This window comes from Isoptericola sp. NPDC057653, from assembly GCF_042799955.1.
GTDB lineage: Bacteria > Actinomycetota > Actinomycetes > Actinomycetales > Cellulomonadaceae > Isoptericola.
Map to the genome: position 1 here is coordinate 781,445 of NZ_JBHVHP010000001.1, position 14,422 is coordinate 795,866.

Sequence of the window (14,422 nt, forward strand, 5' to 3'; positions counted from 1 at the left end):
GGAACGATGGAGGATGGATCGCGGAACGTCAAGCCTGGGGAAGGAGCGAGGTCCGAAGTATTGGCTCCCGTATTTCAGCGTTGTAAGGTCGCGTCGACCGCTGATCCGCCCGTCCCGTCCCCAGGAGTGCCCGCATGACCATGCCGTCGTCCACCGCAGAGGTCCCGCTCATCGCCGAGCCCTGGGCGGTCGAGCTGCCCGACGGGCGCCCCTTCTCGAAGGACCCGTCCGTCGTGCGGTTCCGCGGTCGCTACCTCATGTACTTCACGCTGCCCCAGGGGTACGCGGGCGACGGGTGGCGCGTCGGGATCGCGGAGAGCCCCGACCTGCGCGCCTGGCGGCTGGTCGAGACGCTCGTGCCGCAGGAGTCCTTCGAGACCCCGGGTATCTGCGCCCCGGGCGCCGTCGTCCTCGACGGCGTGGTCCACCTCTTCTACCAGACGTACGGCAACGGGCCCGCGGACGCGATCTGCCACGCGACGTCGCACGACGGGGTGACGTTCGTGCCGGACGCGTCGAACCCCGTGTTCCGGCCCGAGGGCGACTGGAACTGCGGCCGGGCCATCGACGCCGACGTCGTGGTGCACGGCGACCGGCTCCTGCTCGCCTACGCGACGCGGGACCCCGAGATGCGCGCGCAGCTGCTCGGCGTCGCCTCCGCGCCGCTCGACAGCGGCTTCGGCCGCGAGGCGTGGACCGACCTGTCGCACGACGCGCCGGCCCTGGCGCCCGAGCTCGACTGGGAGCGGGAGTGCATCGAGGCCCCCGCCTTCGTGCGCCGCGGGGACGGGCTGGTGATGTTCTACGCCGGCGGCTACAACAACGAGCCGCAGCAGATCGGCTGGGCCCGGTCGAGCGACGGGGCGACGTGGGAGCGCGGCACGCTCGAGCCGTTCCTGCCGCACGGCGCGCCCGGGTCGTGGAACGCGTCCGAGAGCGGCCACCCTGGCGCGCTGGTCGACGAGGACGGGCGGACGTACCTGTTCTTCCAGGGCAACGACACGGGCGGCCGGACCAACCTCCTCGCGGCCGTGGAGATCGGGTGGGACGGCGACGTGCCGCGCGTGCTGAGGCCGGTCACCGCCTGAGCGGGGTCAGGCGCCGCCCGTGCTGGCCCGGACCATGAGGCGGTGGCCGACGACGGCCCGCACGGGCTCCGTCGCGGCCGCGCCGGGCGCGGAGCGCAGGTGCAGGCGCTCGACGCACCGCCGCGCGATGTCCGCCAGGTCCCACGACACGCTCGTGAGCGCCGGGGCCGTGTAGCTCGACTCGTCGTTGTCGTCGAAGCCGGCGACGGCGACGTCGTCCGGCACGGCCACCCCGCGCTCGCGCAGCCGGGCCAGCACCCCGCTGGCGAGCAGGTCGTTGTAGCAGACGATCGCGTCGGGCGGGACCGGGAGCGCGAGGAGGCGGTCCGCCGCCTCCGCGCCCTCCCCGCGCCGGAAGCGCGGGACGTCGACGCGGTAGTCGGGGGCGAGGTCGAGCCCGGCGTGCTGCAACGCCGTCGCGACGCCGCGGTAGCGCAGCGAGCTGGCGTTCGCGCGCGGGTGGTCGGCCAGGCCGACCACCGCCACCCGTCGGCGCCCGCGGGCCAGGAGGTGCTCGGCGAGCGCGCGTGCGGCGGCCACGTTGTCGGCGCTCACCCGGTCGGCCGACGGTGCGACCTCCGACTCCCCGATGAGCACGAGGTTGCGGTGCGCGAAGCGGTCCTCGAGCTCGGCGTCGCCGAGGGCGTCCGGCTGGAGGATCACCCCGTCGACCAGGCGGGAGGCCGGCCCGCGCACGGCGGCGCGCTCGAGCGACTCGAGCGACCGGGTCTGCTCGATGAGGACCGTCCAGTCGTGCCGGGCGCACTCGTCGATCACGTGCCCGGCGAGCGTGGAGTAGTACGGGTTGTCCAGGCCGGGGATCGCGAGGGCGATGAAGCCGGTCGACTGGCCCCGCAGGGCGCGGGCCGACAGGTTGGCGCGGTAGTCGAGCTCGGCGAGGGCCTTCTCCACGCGCCGTCTGGTGCTGTCCCGCACGTACGGATGGTCGTGCAGCACGTTCGAGACCGTCTTGGGCGAGACCCCGGCCAGCGCCGCGACGTCGGACAGTCGCGCACGACGCCCGTCGGGCATGCTCTCTCCCTCGGCTGGCGACACAGCGCGATCATAAGGGCGGACGCCGAGCCGGCCGGGATGCTGCGTCGGGCCGTGATCGCGGTCGCACCGTCCTGTCGGGCGGCTTCCGGGCGTTGCCACGTCGGGCGACGCGGCCTGCTGGGGCATCCTTGGACCCGGAGGTCCCCGACCGATAGTCTCGCGGCGCGCATCGAAGCGTTTCGACAGAGATCCGTTCGACAGAGATCCGAAGGAGAGCGAGCATGCGGCACGGCCTCGCACGGCTCACGGACGAGCTGGGCATCCTCTACGGCGGGGACTACAACCCCGAGCAGTGGGACCCCGCGGTGTGGCGGGAGGACGTCGCGCTCATGCGGGAGGCCGGGGTCAACCTCGTCACCGTGGGCGTGTTCGGCTGGTCGCACTACGAGCCCCGGCCGGGGGAGTACCGCTTCGGCTGGATGGACGAGGTGCTCGACCTGCTGCACGACGCCGGCATCGCCGTCGACCTCGCCACCCCGGTGGCGTCACCGCCGCCGTGGCTGGGCCACCGGCACCCGGAGTCGCTGCCGACGACGGCCGACGGCACCGTCCTGAGCTACGGGTCGCGCAACCAGTTCTGCCCGTCGTCCGACGCCTACCGGGACGCGGCCGCGGCGATCGCCGAGCAGGTCGCCGCCCGCTACGCCGGGCACCCGGCGGTCCGCCTGTGGCACGCCGGCAACGAGTACGGCCAGGTCTGCTTCTGCGACCGCTGCGCCGACCGGTTCCGCGACTGGCTCCGCGCCCGGTACGGCAGCCTCGACACGCTCAACGCGGCCTGGGCCACCACCGTCTGGTCGCAGGAGTACGGCGACTGGGCCGAGGTCCTGCCGCCGCGCGTCGCGCCCTACCACCGCAACCCCGCCCAGGAGCTCGACTTCCGGCGCTTCTCCTCCGACCTGCTGCTCGACCTCTACCGGGAGCAGAAGGCGATCGTCCGGCGGCACGACCCCGACCGTCCCGTCACCACCAACCTCATGGGCTTCTTCGGCGGCGTCGACCCGCACGCCTGGCGCGCCGACCTCGACGTCGTCGCCGACGACGCCTACCCCGACCCGGCGTCGCCCGACGCCCCCGCGGACGCGGCGCTCGTCAACCACCTGGCCCGCGGCCTCGCGGGCGGCACGCCGTGGCTGCGCATGGAGCAGGCGGCGAGCGCCGTGAGCTGGCGCGAGCACAACCTCACGAAGTCGCCCGAGCGGCTGCGCGCCGAGGTGCTGCAGGCCGCGGCGCACGGCTGTGACGGCGCCCTGTTCTTCCAGTGGCGCCAGGCGCGCTCGGGCCCCGAGCGCTTCCACTCCGCGATGCTGCCCCTGGCCGGCCCGGACACCGCGGTGCACGACGGCGTCCGCCGCCTCGGCGCCGAGCTGCGCGCGCTGCGCGGCCTCGCCGGGCAGCCCGTCCACAGCCGGGTCGCGCTGCTGTGGGACTGGCCGTCGTGGTGGGCGGCCACGCAGGTCGCGCTGCCCACCGCACGCCTCGACCCGCTCGCCACCCTGCAGGCGTGGCACCGCGCGCTGTGGCGGCTCGGGGTGGTCGCGGACGTCGTCGCGCCGGGTCAGGACGACGTCCGCCTCGACGGGTACGACGTCGTGCTGGCGCCCGCGCTCACCGTGCTCGAGCAGGACGCCGCGGACCGGCTCGAGGCCTACGTCTCCGGCGGCGGGCACCTGGTGTGGGGGCCGTTCGGCGGGGTCGCGGACGGGCGGGGACAGCTGCACGTCGGGCGGTCGCCGGCGCTGCTGCGGCGCGTGCTCGGCGTCTCCGCGGAGGAGTGGGTGCCGCTGCCCGACGCCGGCAGCGCCGTCGCCTGGTCCGAGGAGCGCTTCGGCGGCCTGCGGGGCACCGCCGCCGTGCTGGGCGAGCGCACGCGCTCCGACGGCGCCGCCGTGCTCGCCACCTACGACGACGGGCCGCTGGCCGGGTGCGTCGCCGTCGCGCAGCACGCGCACGGCAGGGGCGGGGCCTGGTACGTCGGGGCGGACCTCACCGGCGAGGCCGGCGGCCTGGACACCGTGCTGCGGGCCGCCCTCGACGCGGCGGGCGTCCCCACCGGCGGGCAGGAGCCCGACGTCGAGACCGTGTGGCGCGGCAGCACCCTGGTCGCGATCAACCACGCCGACAGGTCCGCGACGCTCGACCTCGCCGCCGCGCTCTCCGCCGGGCCGGAGCACGTGCGCGACGTGACGACGCTCGTCGACCTGCTCACCGCCGCCCGGCACGAGCTCGTGGCCGGCCCCGCCGACGTGCCGGGGGCCGGGGCGACCCTGCCGCTCGCACCGCACGACGCCGTCGTCCTCGCGGCCGGGTGACGCCGGCGGCCGGGATGGGTTCATCCGAGAAGATGTCACACCTCGGAAACGCCGTTTGACCCAGCGGAAACCAGCGCTCCCTACCGTCGTCCCGACGCGCCGCCCAGGCGCCCGGTGACGGAAGGGGACGACCGATGTCCGACGCATCACCCAGCACCACCGCCAGGCACCCCGTGGACGAGGTGCCGCGCTTCGCGCGGCTGTTCCCGCTGGGGCTGCAGCACGTGCTCGCGATGTACGCGGGGGCGGTCGCGGTGCCGCTCATCGTGGGCGGCGCGCTCGGCTACTCCGCGCAGGACCTGGCGTTCCTCATCAGCGCGGACCTGTTCGTCGCGGGCATCGCGTCGATCATCCAGTCCCTCGGGTTCTGGCGGTTCGGGGTGCGCCTGCCGCTCATGCAGGGGGTGACGTTCGCAGCGGTCGGCCCGATGATCACCATCGGCACGACCTACGACATCACCGCCGTCTTCGGGGCCACCATCGCCTGCGGGCTGTTCATGATCCTCGTCGCGCCGTTCTTCTCGGCGCTGCTGCGGTTCTTCCCGCCGATCGTCACCGGCACGGTGATCCTCGTCATCGGCGTCTCGCTGATGGACGTCGCCGCCGGGTGGATCACGGACAACGGCGAGTCGGCCACGCCGACCGACCTGGCGCTCGCGGCCGGGACCCTGCTGCTCGTCGTGCTCGTCGAACGGTTCGCGCCGCCCGCGCTGGCGCGCGTCTCCGTGCTGCTCGGGCTCGGGCTCGGCACGCTCGTCGCGCTGCCCCTGGGCAAGGTCGACTGGTCGGGCGTCGGCGACGCCGGGTGGTTCGCCCTCGTGACGCCGTTCCACTTCGGCCTCCCGACGTTCCCGCCGGCCGCCGTCGTGTCGATGCTGGTCGTGGGCCTCGTGATCATGACCGAGACGACCGGCGACATGATCGCCGTCGGCGAGATCACCGGCCGGCCGGTGACCCGGCAGCGGCTCGGCGACGGGCTGCGCGCCGACGGGCTCTCCACCGTGCTCGGCGGCCTCTTCAACACCTTCCCCTACACGGCGTTCGCGCAGAACGTGGGCCTCGTGAGCCTCACCGGCGTGGGGTCGCGGTTCGTCGCGACGATGGCGGGCGGCATCCTCGTCGTCCTGGGACTGGTGCCGAAGGTCGGCGCGGTCGTGGAGGGCGTGCCCTCCGCGGTGCTGGGCGGCGCGGGGATCGCGCTGTTCGGCATGGTCGCCGCGTCGGGCGTCCGCTCGCTCACCACGGTGACGTTCACCCACCGGAACATCCTCGTGGTCGCCGTGTCCCTCGGGGTCGCGATGCTCCCGACCGTGCGCCCCGAGATCTACGCCGAGCTCCCCACCTGGTTCCGGCTGATCTTCGACTCCGGCATCAGCGCCGGCGCGATCACCGCGATCCTGCTCAACCTGCTGCTCAACGGCGACCAGCTCCGCCCGCGCCCGGCCGCGGGGCCCGACGAGTCACAGCACGAACCCGACGCCGAGACCGAGAGCGCCGGGGCCGTCCGCTGACGCAGGTGTGGCACCCACCCGACGGGTGGGTGCCACACCTCCGAGGAGCGGGATCCGTCAGCGCAGCAGGCCGCTGAGCAGACCGCCGTCCTCGTCGGAACCGCTCGACGACGCGTCCGTGTCGGCGGTGACGTCGGCGTCAGTGTCGGGGTCGACGCTCACGTCCGAGTCGTTGCCGCTGAGGATGCCGCTGAGCACCTCGTTCACGTCGAGGTCCACCCCGTTGAGCACCGCGTTGCCGCTGGCGACGTCACCGAGGTCGACGACCCCGTTCAGGATGTCGTCGAGCGACACGTTGCCGCTGTCGTCGACGTGCGTCTCGGTCTGGTCCGTTCTCTCGGAGTGGTCGCCGGTGTCGGCGCTCGCCGCGGCGGCGCCTCCGAGAACGAGGGCGGCGGCCGTACCGGTCACGACCGCGGACTTGGTCCAGATCTTGCGCATGATGGTGCCTCCATCTTGTCGGTTGATTCGGGCACCCGGGGTTCGGTGCCCTCCGACGTGCGGATGGGTCCGGATCTGGATCAGTTCTCTCGGGCCTCGATCGGCGGGGCCGTCAGCCCTGCACGTCGCCGTCCACGTAGAACCAGCGGCCGGCCTCGCGGACGAACCGGCTCACCTCGTGCAGGCGGCCGCGCCCGCCGGTGGCGGCGGAGCGGTACTGCGCGACGAACTCGACCTCGCCGCCGTCGTCGAACGGCCCGCCCGCGTGGGTGGCGAGGACGACCAGGCGCCGCCACTCCTGGTCGTCGAGCTCCAGCGACGACGGCCGGGTGCGCGGGTGCCACGTGGCGCGCAGGTACGCGGCGTCGCCGACCGCGAACGCGCTGTAGCGCGAGCGCATCAGCGCCTCCGCCGTGGGCGCGGGGCGCTCGCCGCGGTGCAGCGGGCCGCAGCACGCGCCGTAGGTGTCGCCGGAGCCGCAGGGGCAGCGGTCGTCGTCGTGCACGGCGGTCCTCCTCGGTGGGCCGGTCAGCGGGTGACCGGCAGGCGGGGGTTGAAGCGCTCCTCGGCGAGGGCGACGAGGAGGGCGAGCAGCACGACGGCGGCGCTGGCCAGCGGCACCACGCGCACGTCCACGGCCGCGACGAGCGCCGCGCCCAGGCCGGAGCCGGCCGCGATGCCCACGTTGAACATGGACGACGAGATCGCCACGCCCATGTTGGTCGAGCCGGGTGACACCAGCATCACGCGGTGCGACAGCGCGGGCGGCACGCACGAGAACGAGAGGCCGAACAGCGCCAGCGACGCGACCGCGGCCACGGGCTGCTCGCCGAACGCCCACAGCGACACCAGCGCGACCGTGAGCACGGCGAGCGCGACGAGCAGCACCGCCACGGGCCGCGCGTCGATGAACCGGCCGACGACGATCGCCCCCACCACGCCGGCCGCGCCCTGCAGCAGGAGCAGACGCGGCATGTCCGCCTGCACGAACCCGGTGACGTCGATGAAGTACTGCGTGACGAACGTGATGACGCCGAACGCGCCGGTCAGCACCAGCCCGGTCGTGACCATCTGGAACCCGAACCGGCGCGCGTTCGGGTGGGGCGCGCGGCTGGCGCCGCCCTGCGCCGGGGCGAGCGTGGGGAAGAGGGCGAGGACGACGAACGTCACCACCAGCGACAGCGCCGCGACGGCGGCGAACGTCCACCGCCACGACGTGTTCTCGCCGAGCCACGTGCCCGCCGGCACGCCGAGCACCGGCGCCAGCGAGTTGCCCAGCGCGAGGCGCGCCATCACCTTGCCGCGCACGACCGGCCGGAACAGCCCCGTCGTCGCCGGCACCACCGCCACCCAGAACAGCGCCTGCGCCGTCGCCGTCACCAGGCGCGCGACCAGCAGCTGCTCGTAGCTGGGCGCGAGCGCCGCCCACAGGGTCGCGACGGAGGCGACGCCCGCGCACGCGGACAGCACCCAGCGCCGCGGGAACCGCCGCGCCCAGTGCGCCAGCGGCACCGTCGTGACGAGCACCACCAGCGCGTACCCGGTGACGAGCAGGCCGATCTCGGAGGTCGAGCGGCCCAGGTCGGGGGCCATGAGCGTGAGCAGGCCGGACGGCAGCGACTCGACGGTGACGAACAGGAACGTCGACAGCGCCATCGCGACCAGGATGATCGTGGCGCGACGCTCGTCGACAGGGGGCGTGATGGCGGACGCCGGCGCGGGAGGAAGGTTCTCGGTCATGGGGATCGAAACGATCCTAGGCTCCCGCGACCCCGGAGTTGTCAGGATGCGCGTGCGGTATGCCACGCGCCGGGCCTGACGGATCGGGGCGTGGGGTTGCGGCGGCGGCGGGGCTTCCGGATTCTCGGAGGGTGCCCACGCTGCCCGAGGTGCTGACGGACGTCGCCGGGGCGCTGTACGCCCTCGAGCCGGGCGAGTTCGTCCCCGCGCGCGACGCCCGCGCCGCCGCGCTGCGCTCCGACGGCCAGGACGAGGCGGCGGACCGGGTGAAGCGGCTGCGCAAGCCGTCGACGGCGGCGTGGGTGGTCAACCTCCTGGCGCGCGCGGACCCCGAGCAGGTGGAGCAGGTGGTCGAGCTCGGCGCCGCGTTCCGTGCCGCGCAGGACGACCTCGACGGCCCCCGCCTGCGCGAGCTCACCCGCCAGCGGCGGCAGCTCGTCGCGGCCGTCGCGGCCCGCGCCCGGTCGCTCGCCGTCGACGCGGGCGCGGCGGTGTCCGGCGCGGTCCTCGCCCAGGTCGAGTCCACCCTCACCGCCGCGATGATCGACCCCGACGCCGGGCGCGCGGTGCGCGGCGGCCTGCTCGTGGGCCCGCTGCAGGCCACCGGCATCGGGCGCGCCGACGTCGCGTCCGCCGTCGCCGTCCCCGACGCCCTCGGCATCGCTCCCGTCGACGACGACGCCCCGCCGCGGCACCTGCACGCCGTGCCCGACCTCCCCGCCGCGAAGAAGGGGCGCGGCCGCCCGACGGCGGACGCGGCCGACGACGCCGCCCGCCGCGAGGCGCGCGAGCGGGCGCAGCAGGAGCTCACCGACGCCGAGGACGACGTCGCCGCCGCCCGCGACGCCGGCGGCACCGCCGCCGCGGAGGTGGGCCGCATCGAGGCCGTGGCCCGGCGCACCGACGCCGAGCGCGACGCCGCGCGTCGCCGCCTCGCCGAGCTGGACGACGAGGCCGCCGCCGTCGACGCCGAGCTGCGCGGCGCCGTCGTCGCCCGCCAGCGCGCCGAGCGCACCCTCGCCGACGCCACCCGCCGCCGCGACGAGGCCGCCGCCCGCCTCGCCGAGGTGGCCCGGGACCGGCCGAGGTAGGCCGCGCCGGGGCCGCGCCGGACCACCTCCGCGGTCCCGCCTTCGGGGGAGACGACCCCGACGGATCTCCGTCGTCCGACGGATCCGCCGGCCCGTCCTGGCTGCGACGGTGGGAGCACCGACCGCGAAGACGAGGAGACCCCATGCGCCGTCGCATGCGCACGACCCTGACCGTCACGACCGCCGCAGCGCTCGCGCTGCCGCTGACCCTCGGTGCCGTCCCCGCCGGAGCAGCCCCCGCCGCGGCCGGGGACGGCACGCCCGCCGGTGCGGCGGCGCCCGCGCTGGACGAGGACTCGTCGTCCGTCGCGCGCGCCGTCGCGGAGGCGGTCGCCCAGGCGCGGCGCGAGGCGAGCGCCCGCACGTTCGTCGCGCCGAGCGAGGACGCCGCGGCGACCGCCGGCGCGCGCGACGCCCTGGACCAGGCGCTCGCGGACACCGTGGCGGGCGTCCCGGTCGGCGTCGTCGGCCGGGTCGACGCGCCCGGCCTGCACTGGAGCGGCGCGGAGGGCACGCGCCGCCTCGACGGGCGCGGCCCGGCGCGGCCGCAGGACCGGTTCCGGGCGGCGAGCAACACCAAGATGATGGTCTCGACGCTGGTGCTGCAGGAGGTCGAGAAGGGCACGTGGACCCTCGACACCCCGGTGGTGGAGGTGGTCCCCGAGGCGGCCGCCGTCGTGCCCGACGCGTACGAGGACGACGTCACGCTCGAGCTGCTGCTCACGCACCGCTCCGGCCTGCCCGACCACCTGTCCGCGCTCGCCGCGAGCCGCATGACCGACCCGGAGGACCTCGACGAGTTCTTCGAGGTCCTCGGCGAGGAGTACCCGGTCGCCGACCACCTCGCCGCCATGGACGACCTGCCGTGGCTGTTCGCGCCGGGCACCGACGTGGCGTACTCGAACGCGGGCTACGTGCTGCTGGGCGCGGCGCTCGAGCGTGCCACCGGGCAGAGCGTGGAGCGGCTGCTCGAGAAGCGCGTGTTCGGGCCCGCCGGGATGCGGCACTCGGCGTTCCCGGACGACCCGGGCCTGCGCGGGCCGTTCCTGCACGAGGCCGCGTACACGGGCGAGCTCGGCGCCGGCTGGTACGGCCTCGACCCCTTCGACCCGAGCCTGTTCGGCGCGGCGGGCGCGGTGACGTCCACGACGGCGGACCTGCGGCGCTTCACCGAGTCGCTCGTGACCGGCGACCTGCTCGAGCCGGCGACCGTGACCGACGTCCTCACGCCGCGCACCGTGGGCAGCGAGGTCCTGCCCGACTACGGCCTGGGCGTCTACCGCCTGCCCGACCCGTGCCAGGACGGCGCGTGGCTGTACGGGCACGACGGCGCGTCGTTCGGCACGCTCAGCATCACGCTGACCTCCCCGGACGCCGACCGCCAGGTGACCGTGGCGCTCACGGGCCGCGACCTCACCTCGGTCGGGTCCGACCTCATGACGGCCCTGGTCCCCGCCCTGCTCGCGACCTGCTGACGGGTCCCGCGCCGAGGGTCAGCGCGGGCTGCGCACCACGCGCGCCCCGCCGGCGGGCACGACGACGGCGCCGGCGACGTCCTCGCCCGTGAGCAGGTCGCTGCTGCCCGGGGCGACGTCGGGCAGCTTGGCGTCGGCGTCGGCGTGGTTGATCGCGACCGTGAAGACGGCGTCGGCCCCGTGCCGCCGCACGACCTCCAGGTCGGCGGTCAGGCCCGCCGGGGCGAGGCCGGCGTCGTCGTACACGCGGGCCATGAGCGGTGCGAGGGCGTCGACGTCGAGCCGCGTGGACACGTACCAGCCGGTCCCCGCGCCGGCGCGGTGGCGCGTCACCGCCGCGCCGCCGGGCCGCGGCCCGCCGGCGTAGGTCGCGACGACCTCGGCGCCGTCGAGCGCGACGTCGTCGGCCCACACGTCGCCGGTCAGCGCGCCGTCGGACAGCCCGACGACGCCCAGCGTCTCGCCGTCGCGCAGCGGGAGGAACTCCTCGACCGTCAGGCCCAGCGCGCGGCGCAGCGGGGCGCCGTACCCGCCCTCGTGCACGCGGTCGTGCTCGTCGACGACGGCGCTGAAGAAGCTCACCAGCAGCGTGCCGCCGCCCTCGACGTACCGGGTGAGGTTGGCGGCCGCGTCGGCCGTGAGCAGGTACGACGCCGGTGCGACGACGAGCCGGTAGCCGGACAGGTCCTGCTCCGGGTGGGCCATGTCCACCGTGAGGCCGTCCCGCCACAGCCGGTCGTAGAAGGCCTCGGTGCGCTCGCGGTGCGACGCGTCCACGCTGGGCCGCCACTCGAGGTCCTGCGCCCAGTGCGACTCGTAGTCCCACAGCAGCGCGACGTCGGCCCGCACGCGCGAGCCCTGCACCTCGCCGAGGCGGCCGAGCTCGGCCCCGAGCTCGCACACCTCGCGGAACACGCGGCTGCCCGTCCCGGCGTGGGGGAGCATCGCCGAGTGGAACTTCTCCGCGCCGCTGCGCGAGGCCCGCCACTGGAAGAACAGGATCCCGTCCGCGCCGCGGCCCAGGTGCGACAGGGCGTTCCGCCGCTCCTCGCCGGGGCGCTTGGCCACGTTCCGCGGCTGCCAGTTCACGGCCGAGCTGGAGTGCTCCAGGAGGAGCCACGGCTTGCCGCCCGCGACCGACCGTGTGAGGTCGGCGGCCATCGCCAGGCCCACGTGGCCGCGGGGGTCCGCGGCGGTGAGGTAGTGGTCGTCCGAGACGACGTCGACCTCCCGCGCCCAGGCCCACAGGTCCGTGGCCGGGCACGCCGTCGCCATGAAGTTGGTGGTGACGGGCACGGCGGAGTGCGCGCGGATCGCGTCGCGCTCGGCCACGAAGCACGCGCGGAGCATCGCGTCGGTGAAGCGGGCGTAGTCGAGACGCATCGCCGGGTTGGCCACGGTGGGCGTGGCCGACGGCGCTACGACGTGCTCCCACTCGCCGTAGACCTGGCCCCAGAACCGGGTGCCCCAGGCCGCGTTGAGCGCGTCGAGCGTGCCGTACCGGGCGCGCAGCCACAGGCGCCAGGCGCGCTGCGCGTGCTCGGAGTAGTCGTCGGAGACCGGCGCCCCGTACTCGTTGTGCACGTGCCAGAGCACGACGGCGGGGTGCTGCCCGTAGCGCTCGGCGAGCGCGCCCGCGATGCGGGTGGCGGCCCGGCGGTACGCGGGGGAGGACGGCGCGGCGGCCCCGCGGGAGCCGAACTCCAGCACGGTGCCCTCGTGCGTCACGACCCGGGAGTCCGGGTAGGTGCGGAAGAACCACGCGGGCGGCGACGCCGTGGGGGTCCCGAGGTCGACGCGGATGCCGGCCGAGTGCAGCAGGTCGAGCAGGCGGTCGAGCCAGCCGAAGTCGTGCTCGCCCTCCCGCGGCTCGAGGAGGGCCCAGCTCCAGATGCCGACGCTGACCAGGTTGACGCCCGCCTGCCGCATGAGGTCGACGTCCTGCGCCCACACCTCCTCCGGCCACTGCTCGGGGTTGTAGTCGCCGCCGTAGCAGACCTGGTCGACCCCGGGCAGCCAGCCCTCGAAGTCCGGGCCGGGGCGGAACGGGGCGGGCCGGGCCCCGGTGGCGGCCTCGGAGGCCGTGGCCTCGAAGGACGGGGCGCCGTGGGGCGTGGCGTCGGGCATGGGAGGCGCTCCTCGCGTCGATGCTGTGCGCGGTCACAGGCGGCGTGGCCGCGCAACGACTAGGTAACACCACGAAACCCGAAGTTGACAATCGCTGGCGGCGTCCGGCTACTGTGACCGTGCACAGCCACACTGTCGTGAGTCGCCCGGGCCTCCGCCCGCGGCGGCGGTGCGATGGTCCTTGACGAGGAGGAGTCATGCGCCTGTCCACAGGCACCCGGATCGCGGCCCTCGCCGCTGCCACCGCGCTGGTCGCGTCCGCCTGCTCCGGCGGCGGCGACGACGCCGGCTCGGACGGCGCGTCGGCCACGGGACCCGTCGAGCTCACGTTCTGGACGTGGACCCCCAACATGGAGAAGGTCGTCGACCTCTGGAACGCCGACCACCCCGACATCACCGTCACGGTGAACAAGCAGGACGGCGGGGACCCCGCGGTCACCAAGCTGCTCACCGCGATCAAGGCCGGCTCGGGCGCGCCCGACATCATGCAGGCCGAGTACCAGAAGATCCCGCAGCTCGTGTCCTCGGACGCCCTCGCGGACCTCTCCGGCTCCCTGGGTGACGACGTCGCCGGGCACTTCGCCGACGGCGTCTGGAACGCCGTCACCCTCGGGTCGGACGCCGTCTACGCGGTGCCGCAGGACTCCGGGCCCATGCAGTTCTACTACCGGGCCGACATCTTCGAGAAGCTCGGCATCGACGTCCCCACCACCTGGGACGAGTACGCGGACGCTGCCCGGAAGGTGCACGAGGCCGACCCGAAGGCCTACCTCGGCACGTTCTCCGCGAACGACGCCGGCTGGTTCTCCGGGCTCACCCAGCAGGCGGGCGCGTCCTGGTACGGGATCGACGGCGACGCCTGGTCCGTGGACATCGACTCCGACGCCACGACCAAGGTCGCCGAGTACTGGGGCGGGCTCGTGGAGGAGGGCGCCATCGACAACAAGCCGATGTACACCCCCGAGTGGAACGCCGCCCTCAACGACGGCACCCAGGTGGGCTGGCTGTCCGCGATCTGGGCCCCGGGCGTCCTCGAGGGCAACGCCGCCGACACCGCCGGAAAGTGGAAGATGGCGCCCATGCCCCAGTGGGACGCGGCCGCGCCCGCGACCGGTGCCTGGGGCGGCTCGGCGACCGCCGTGACGTCGCAGTCGGAGCACCCGGAGCAGGCCGCCGAGTTCATCACGTGGCTCAACACCGACCCGGAGGCCGTGCAGGCGCTCGTCGACGAGACCGGGATCTACCCGGCCGACGTCCCCGCGAGCAGCACCGTGCTCACCGACCCGCCGGAGTTCTTCTCGAACCAGGCGGACTTCTACGAGATCGCGGCGCAGACGGCGCAGACCGTGCAGCCGTTCACGTACGGGCCGAACATCAACGTCGCCTACTCCGCGTACAACGACGAGTTCGCGAAGGCGACCAAGGCCAAGAAGGCCGGCGCGTTCGTCGACGCCGTCCACGCGATGCAGAAGATCACGCTCGACGACCTGAAGAACCAGGGCTTCAACGTCGACGAGTGACGTCGCGGGCCGCCCGGGCCGGTAACAGCACCCCCGGGCGGCCCTGCCACGCCGTCCGGTC

General features: G+C 74.8%; 11 protein-coding genes. 6 read left to right on the plus strand and 5 right to left on the minus strand.

What is annotated here, in order from left to right; all coding sequences use genetic code 11:
• The first annotated feature begins 134 nt into the window (after positions 1-134).
• Positions 135-1,088, plus strand: a complete 954-nt coding sequence (locus ACFU9A_RS03535) for a family 43 glycosylhydrolase (protein ID WP_430573880.1) — start codon at positions 135-137, stop codon at positions 1,086-1,088.
• Between the two features lie 6 nt (positions 1,089-1,094).
• Here ACFU9A_RS03535 and ACFU9A_RS03540 read toward each other — a convergent pair whose 3' ends face one another.
• Positions 1,095-2,120 carry a LacI family DNA-binding transcriptional regulator gene (locus ACFU9A_RS03540; protein ID WP_430573881.1) on the minus strand — a complete coding sequence of 342 codons (1,026 nt, stop codon included), beginning with the start codon at positions 2,118-2,120 and terminating at the stop codon, positions 1,095-1,097.
• Between the two features lie 245 nt (positions 2,121-2,365).
• On the opposite strand from ACFU9A_RS03540, the gene ACFU9A_RS03545 reads away from it, so the two are divergent.
• Together ACFU9A_RS03545 and ACFU9A_RS03550 are read left to right on the plus strand one after the other, a co-directional pair.
• Positions 2,366-4,456 (plus strand): beta-galactosidase, encoded by a 2,091-nt coding sequence (locus ACFU9A_RS03545; protein ID WP_430573882.1) that lies wholly within the window; start codon positions 2,366-2,368, stop codon positions 4,454-4,456.
• Between the two features lie 134 nt (positions 4,457-4,590).
• Positions 4,591-5,967 (plus strand): nucleobase:cation symporter-2 family protein, encoded by a 1,377-nt coding sequence (locus ACFU9A_RS03550; protein ID WP_430573883.1) that lies wholly within the window; start codon positions 4,591-4,593, stop codon positions 5,965-5,967.
• Between the two features lie 57 nt (positions 5,968-6,024).
• Here the strand turns inward: ACFU9A_RS03550 and ACFU9A_RS03555 are convergent, their stop codons facing one another.
• The 3 genes from ACFU9A_RS03555 to ACFU9A_RS03565 form a co-directional block, all read right to left on the minus strand.
• On the minus strand, positions 6,025-6,408 hold the full coding sequence (locus ACFU9A_RS03555) for a hypothetical protein (RefSeq protein WP_430573884.1): 384 nt from the start codon (positions 6,406-6,408) through the stop codon (positions 6,025-6,027).
• Positions 6,409-6,520: 112 nt separating this feature from the next.
• Positions 6,521-6,913, minus strand: coding sequence for a YchJ family protein (locus tag ACFU9A_RS03560; protein WP_430573885.1), 393 nt, complete (start codon positions 6,911-6,913; stop codon positions 6,521-6,523).
• Positions 6,914-6,936: 23 nt separating this feature from the next.
• Positions 6,937-8,148 (minus strand): MFS transporter, encoded by a 1,212-nt coding sequence (locus tag ACFU9A_RS03565; protein ID WP_430573886.1) that lies wholly within the window; start codon positions 8,146-8,148, stop codon positions 6,937-6,939.
• 131 nt (positions 8,149-8,279) lie between these two features.
• Between ACFU9A_RS03565 and ACFU9A_RS03570 the strand changes: the two genes are divergently transcribed.
• Together ACFU9A_RS03570 and ACFU9A_RS03575 are read left to right on the plus strand one after the other, a co-directional pair.
• Positions 8,280-9,239: a hypothetical protein gene (locus tag ACFU9A_RS03570; RefSeq protein ID WP_430573887.1), complete on the plus strand. Its 960-nt coding sequence runs from the start codon at positions 8,280-8,282 to the stop codon at positions 9,237-9,239.
• A gap of 143 nt (positions 9,240-9,382) precedes the next feature.
• Positions 9,383-10,714 (plus strand): serine hydrolase domain-containing protein, encoded by a 1,332-nt coding sequence (locus ACFU9A_RS03575; RefSeq protein WP_430573888.1) that lies wholly within the window; start codon positions 9,383-9,385, stop codon positions 10,712-10,714.
• Between the two features lie 18 nt (positions 10,715-10,732).
• Here the strand turns inward: ACFU9A_RS03575 and ACFU9A_RS03580 are convergent, their stop codons facing one another.
• A complete protein-coding gene (locus ACFU9A_RS03580; protein ID WP_430573889.1) occupies positions 10,733-12,841 on the minus strand; it encodes a beta-galactosidase in 2,109 nt (702 codons plus the stop codon).
• Between the two features lie 197 nt (positions 12,842-13,038).
• Between ACFU9A_RS03580 and ACFU9A_RS03585 the strand changes: the two genes are divergently transcribed.
• Complete coding sequence (locus ACFU9A_RS03585) at positions 13,039-14,361, plus strand: ABC transporter substrate-binding protein (protein ID WP_430573890.1); 1,323 nt, start codon at positions 13,039-13,041, stop codon at positions 14,359-14,361.
• The last annotated feature ends 61 nt before the right edge of the window (positions 14,362-14,422 follow it).